The following is a 5,241-nucleotide window of genomic DNA, read 5'->3' on the forward strand; positions in this document are numbered from 1 at the left end:
TTTTTATATCAATTAATGAAAGAAAAATTATACAATTTTAAAATAAAAATGAAATAAAAATATTACATTAGTAGCTGAATAATGCTCTTTTAAAATGATGCGTAACTAATTTTAAGAGCGTTTAAAGTAATGCTAAAATGATTAAAAAACACTTAGTAAATCTTATTGATACCAACATCATAATATTTTTAATTGTGATATTCGCGCTTTGCGGAATAATTACCTTACTTATTAGTGATAAAATAAAAGATTTTGCAAATGAGTATAAAAAAAAATTCTATGTCTATGTTTTATCATTTGCTTTGATTTATGTGCTTATTGCATTTTTAAGTCATAATAAGCCATTTACAAGTCTTAGTCGAGAACTTCTTTTATATCAGATAACATCTCTTCTGTTTGGAATTCTTCATGTTTGGATTTATCGCAATTATTTTAAGGAATTCAAGCTAAAGAGTTTTATAATAGAACTCCTTTTTGCATCAGTTGTCCCTTTGTATTCAAGCTTATTGTTTATCATTATTTACACCGTTTTAAACGGTTTAAATTTTACTTTTTTAATGTGTGGGCACTTTATAATGTTCATCATACCTACCGCTATTGATAAAGTGTTTTGTTTAATGATGTTGATACCTACAAAAAAAATCATTACATGGACACCCAACAAATCTTATAAAATAATTGAGAGCAATGAAATGAAAGGTATTTTATTGATTACACTCTTAATTAAAAAAGAATATGGTGATGAAGAATATATTTCTATTAGAGCACAAGTACCCGTCAGAGTCAAATTTGGGCGTTTGTTTTTTCTTGCTGTAAACGGATATAACAAACAAAATTCAGAAAGTCAGATTGAATTAATGATGCCAAACAGACAAAACTATAACTGGGTTTTCCATCTCCAATCCAAATGGTACGAAAAAACAAAATATGTCGATGCTTTAAAAGATATGGGATCAAATCTGATAAATGAAAACTCAGTAATAATATGTGAGCGTAAAACAGAAAAAAATGATCCTCCGGAAAATAAGAAAAAACCTGATGCTAAAATATACAATACTGATTCGCATAACGAAGAATCTGAACAAGAAAAAATTAATGAATTAAAAGAACCTGAAGAAGAAGGACCTATAAAATAAATGGATTACATATGAAAAAAGAAGATGACAAGGAAAAGAAGAAAGAGCCTGTTTTATTTGTAAGTCAGGATAATTTCCTTCCTTTTAACCCTTTTGAACTCAATCACAACTATTCGGTTTTGTACACAATTGAAAAGGAAGGAAAAAAACAGACTCTTAAACAAAATTTCAGTCTATTAAGATTGAAACCCGATACCAAACAAGACGATTATCATTTTATTGAGATAAGTAAAACATCGAAACTATTTATAGACGGAAAAATAATTGATACAAGAGCATATACCGTTGCTGAAAAGACTGCAGAACTTCTTTTTCCTTTACGAATAGTCGTAAATAAATACGGCAAATGGATAGACTTGAACAGTTATGATAAACTAAAAGAACGCTGGGAAAATCAAAAAGACAGCATTAAAGAATTGTTTGATGGCAAAATTTTTATGCAGCTGACTAAAAATATTGAAAATGCAATTGAAGATAATAGTTTATTAGTAAAGCTACTCTCGGGAAACTGGTTTTTGAGGGCTTATTTTAACGGAATACACAGAGCCTACACTCAAACTTTTGAAACAAGTCGAAAATTATATTTTCCTGCAATTGCCCAAACTGATGATTTGGAGTTTCTAATTACTCAAAAAGTTAATCCTTATCTAAACGATCTAAATCAGATTGAAGTAACCCAAAGCGGAAAATCTGAAAATGAACACGTTGAAGAATATTACCACGCCCAATATTTTTTGAATCCTAATAATTATCTCATTGAAGAACTGCGTTTGGAATGCGATTTAATTGATATGAAAAGAAAAATTACAATTGAAGTTAAAAACTTAGACGAGAGCAAAATTATAGTAGATAGCAAGATATCACTTTTAGTATAATATAAAATCTAGATTATGGAGAAACATGTTGTTGTAGATGGTGCTAGTTGCAAATGCAAGTTTAGTGAAGACCCAAGCGCCACGGATATTTTAGTAGTAAAATCTCAAAAAAAACATTTTGCCAACGACAAAGGAGCTAATAAAAAACTCATAGCCACAACCAAAGATATCAATCAAACCTTAAAGAATGGCACTTTTGGCAAATGTACCTTACAGCCTACTTCAAGCGGCAATAAACCTTGTATGGCGACAATATCCCAGTGGTATGATCCTTATGAGAAAGTAACACTGAGCAATCAAGGCAAAATTTTAACAGAAGAAAGTAAAGCGGGATGTCCTGTAGGTGGACCAAAATGTATAGAAATTTTTAAGCATGGACAGATTGCTGAAGTAGGAAGCCAGCAGATGCAAAAAGCAGATCGTGATGTCTTAAAGCAGATTAATCCTTTATTAAATCCTGATGAATTAGAAGACCAGCTTTCTGATTGTTATTAAAATAGTACAAAATTATGAGCAAAGTAAAAATATATGGCAATCCCGATCCTGTGATAGGGATAAAAGAATATTACTCTATACATGATTTTTTTGGTAGTTCTTCACCATCAAAATTCATGGAGCCATTGGAAAATACACCCGACGAAAATATTAAATGGAGTGTCTGGATATTATTGGGAGATACATGGACAAAAATGGCCAAAAACAATAAAACGGGTGCGACCGTAGAGTATACATTTACCCAAACCAGCCTTGCTCGCAAAGGAATCAGAATGCTGGTTGATGCCAATGGCGAAAAAGCAGTTTTGGATATAAAAACCAAAAGCAATGCGGAAAGTAAAATACTGCATGTAGAAATTTTGGACAACCTTGGAAAAAAGCCTACCAAACTATTTAGCTATGGCGAAACTATTACAGCTCGCGTGCATTGCCTTAATATGGAAAAATTTCGCATAAACGTAACTTTATGGGAAAATGACGGAGGAAAAAAAGACCTTTCTGATATTAGTATTGAAACAAAAGAAGCCGATGTTTTAAATGGAAAAGCAGATGTCAAATTTACTTTTGATACCAGCAAAGTATGGCTTGCCAATGCAAAAACGGCACCTGGCGAGTCAAACGAAGGCGCGTTTCATGAATATTATGTGACTGCTGAGTTTTACAAAAAAGTTTCGAAACCTACGCAAGACATTAATGTCATCAACCCAGATTATAAAGTAGATATACTTTCAAAAACTTCTGCTTCTAAACCATCTGAAACAGAAACCCAAAAAACATCTCCCGTAGAACAAAAAGGCCCTTCTAAAAAAGAAACCAGAGGAATAGCAAAAAAAGATGAAAAAGCTCATGATTATCATGAACAGAAAATAGATGTAAAACCTACCGCTAATTACGACCCGCAACAGGAATTTATAAATAGTTTGCTAATGGTTAATGTTGGGGATTCCATGTGGAATCAGAAAAAAGGAAGTTGTTTAAATTGTGATAAGGATATTACACTCGACGACATTAAAAAGATTTGTGTAGACAAAAGAAACAATTGTTTAATTGAGGATGAAACCATGATAAGAGCCGCTCTTCCTTATTTAAATATTTATCGTAAAAAAGTTGGTATAAATACTTGTATACGAAAGGCTCACTTTTTAGCTCAAATTTCTCAAGAAAGTAAATTTTACAGTTTGCAGGAAAACTTTAATTGGTATTGGGAAAAACTTATAGGTGAGTTTTCTTCATATTTCAACCAATTTCAAACTCGCCGTGAAAAAGAAACCGAGGCGAAAAGGTTGGGAAGAATTAATCTAGCGCCTACGCCTGGGCTTACCTTGAATCAACAAATTAAATTGGCTAATGCAATATATGGACATACACACCCGCTAGGCAGATTACACGTAAACCCAGGCGACGGATGGTTGTATAGCGGGAAAGGGTTTAAACAGATTACATGGAAGGAGAATTATCAAAACCTAGCGAGATATTTCAATACTCATATGAAGGTTGATAACGAACCTGATGTAGATTGGACAGATGGAGATAACCCGTATAAATTGAAAAATAATCCAAAAGATGCCATAACGAGTGCATTGGCTTATTGGGGCAAGTATAATATAAATTCTGTTGCAAATGAGAATAGTTCTGATGCAGTAACAAATGTTACTGTGAAGATTAATGCGAAGAAAAGTGGTTTGACCGAGCGTCAACGATATTTTAAAAATGCAATCTCAATTCTGAAAGTTAATCTTTGTAAATCAGGAGAAGAAATTAAAATAGAAGAGGGGACTGTGGTCGTAGTTTCTGGTACAGATAAGAAGCGAGAAAGAGATCCTGCTCAGAATATATATTGGATGATGTATAAAACATCTGTTTATCAAAACATGAGTCTTGATACCTACAAAAAACTCAAAGCTTCAAATGAATTGCCCCTCCCTGACTATACAACTTATTTGAGCCGAGATACACATCAGGTTAGAAGCTCTAATGGAGCTATATTTAGACATTCTATCAAAAGATTTGGTCAGTATAATGAAATTCCCCCTGGAGAATATTTTTTAGTCCCAGGGCTTGATGGTCAAAAATATAGAATTTATGTTATTGACTCTGAAAGTAAGATAGCATCATCCTCAAATGGCATTGATGGTATTGATGGTGAAAGAGGTGGGATAGCTCTTCATCAATATTGTCCTAGATTTTCTGTTGGTTGCTTTACGTTTAACTCGGGAAGAAATACTACACCAATTCAGAATTTCATTAATAATATTCCTGATTTAGTCCTTGAAGACAATAGACCTGTTCGATTTATTGTCGAGAGTAGAGATGTTGAAGAATTAGTTTGGGAGAATGATACTTATGGAACAAAGAAATGGAAAGGAATCTAAAATCAGTAAAATTATGAAAACATCATTATTAGTTAGCATCATTTCTCTATGTATAATTTCGTGTCAAGAAAAAAAAGATAATAAAAAAATAAGCAATATGAATGTTTTAAATGAAGCCCCATACAATATTTCAGATGAAGGAGATGGACTAAAAATTAACTACGATACTTTATCTAATAAAATTACAGATAAGGCAAAAAAGGATTTGGTTGCAAAAAGATTTAAATTTCCTAATGATTTGTTATTTAAAAGTAGAATTTATGAAGTCTATAATTTTGCTATCGAGAAGTATAATAATAAAATATTGGTATTGCGTAGTGCAATGTTCCCTGAAATTGCAATTAAAAATGATAACTATATATT

5 protein-coding genes are annotated in these 5,241 nt (G+C 32.0%); all 5 read left to right on the forward strand.

Annotated features, from left to right (window positions below; genetic code table 11):
• Positions 1-137: 137 nt before the first annotated feature.
• On the forward strand, positions 138-1,136 hold the full coding sequence (locus BSF41_RS23395) for a TssN family type VI secretion system protein (RefSeq protein ID WP_095931891.1): 999 nt from the start codon (positions 138-140) through the stop codon (positions 1,134-1,136).
• Between the two features lie 11 nt (positions 1,137-1,147).
• Positions 1,148-2,011 (forward strand): hypothetical protein, encoded by an 864-nt coding sequence (locus BSF41_RS23400; RefSeq protein WP_095931892.1) that lies wholly within the window; start codon positions 1,148-1,150, stop codon positions 2,009-2,011.
• Positions 2,012-2,026: 15 nt separating this feature from the next.
• Positions 2,027-2,506 carry a DUF4280 domain-containing protein gene (locus BSF41_RS23405; protein WP_095931893.1) on the forward strand — a complete coding sequence of 160 codons (480 nt, stop codon included), beginning with the start codon at positions 2,027-2,029 and terminating at the stop codon, positions 2,504-2,506.
• A gap of 116 nt (positions 2,507-2,622) precedes the next feature.
• Positions 2,623-4,878: a hypothetical protein gene (locus BSF41_RS23410; RefSeq protein ID WP_172426970.1), complete on the forward strand. Its 2,256-nt coding sequence runs from the start codon at positions 2,623-2,625 to the stop codon at positions 4,876-4,878.
• Positions 4,879-4,891: 13 nt separating this feature from the next.
• Positions 4,892-5,241: hypothetical protein (locus BSF41_RS23415; RefSeq protein ID WP_141248187.1), on the forward strand; the 350-nt coding region annotated here is incomplete at its 3' end.

Source organism: Flavobacterium sp. ACN2 (genome assembly GCF_002303885.1).
GTDB lineage: Bacteria > Bacteroidota > Bacteroidia > Flavobacteriales > Flavobacteriaceae > Flavobacterium.